Source organism: Escherichia sp. KCJ4928, from assembly GCF_004352695.1.
Taxonomy (GTDB): domain Bacteria; phylum Pseudomonadota; class Gammaproteobacteria; order Enterobacterales; family Enterobacteriaceae; genus ECMA0423.
Window position 1 is genome coordinate 1 of record NZ_SJWV01000433.1, and the last position, 1,103, is coordinate 1,103.

General features: G+C 59.9%; 2 protein-coding genes and 1 pseudogene. All 3 read left to right on the forward strand.

The window, feature by feature from the left end; genetic code table 11:
* On the forward strand, positions 1 to 703 hold a 703-nt coding region (locus E0D98_RS24595), incomplete at its 5' end, for a phage major capsid protein (protein WP_131891315.1).
* A 44-nt stretch (positions 704 to 747) separates the two neighbouring features.
* Entirely contained in the window at positions 748 to 969 is a 222-nt protein-coding gene (locus tag E0D98_RS24600) for a hypothetical protein (protein ID WP_001063099.1), read from the forward strand.
* Positions 915 to 1,103, forward strand: a pseudogene (locus tag E0D98_RS24605) (phage portal protein); the annotation flags it as partial. The gene E0D98_RS24600 and the pseudogene E0D98_RS24605, both read left to right, overlap by 55 nt.

Below are 1,103 nucleotides of genomic sequence, written 5' to 3' on the forward strand. Positions count from 1 at the left end.
TTTTGAATCCATCACCTTCAGTCATGCGAAGGTGTCGGCCATTGCGGTACTGACGGAAGAATTGATCCGTTTTTCCAGTCCGGCTGCTGATGCACTGGTCCGTAATGCGCTGGCGGAAGCGGTGGTGGCGCGTCTGGATACAGACTTTGTGGACCCGAAAAAAGCGGCGGTGGCAGATGTCTCCCCGGCGTCCATCACCCATGATGTGAAGGGCACGGCATCAAGCGGTAACCCGGATGCGGATGCAGAGGCGGCGTTTGGACAGTTTGTGGCAGCAAACCTGCAGCCCACCGGTGCGGTCTGGCTGATGTCCAGCACCAATGCCCTGGCGCTGTCCATGCGTAAAAATGCGCTGGGTCAGAAAGAATACCCGGACATGACCCTGCTGGGTGGCTCCTTTCAGGGGCTGCCGGTGATTGTCTCCCAGTACGTGGGTGACCAGCTGGTGCTGGTGAATGCCCCGGATATTTATCTGGCGGATGACGGCGGCGTGGCAGTGGATATGTCCCGCGAGGCATCACTGGAAATGCAGTCTGAGCCGACCGGCGACAGTACCACGCCGTCGCCGGTGGAGCTGGTTTCCATGTTCCAGACAGGCAGCGTGGCCATCCGTGCGGAGCGCTGGATCAACTGGCGTCGTCGCCGTACCGCGGCGGTGGCGGTGATCACCGGAGTGAACTATGGCAGTGCGTCCGGCGGCTGAGTCTGATAAGGAGGACGGGAGGCGTGCGCCTCCCGTAACAGGTTATGGCAAAGATCCGATATCTGCAGGGCACGCATGATGCCCGGGCCGGGGATATCCGTGATGTGGCACAGCCGTGTGCGGAGGTGCTGGTTCGCCTGGGAAAGGCGGAGTACATCACGGTGCGACGTCCGGCAGGTCAGAAAAAGAAACGTGATGCGGAGCATGGCGAATGTGGAACCTTTTACGGCGAACCCGAAAAAACCAGAAATCAGGACGTGACGTAAGAGAGGCGGGCTGGACCAGCCTGTTTCAGGCGGTGGCTGAGCCCTTTTCCGGCGCCTGGCAGCAGGGCGTGAAAGCCGATCCTGAAGCCGTCCTCTCCTTTCATGCGGTGTTTGCATGTATTTCGCTGATATCC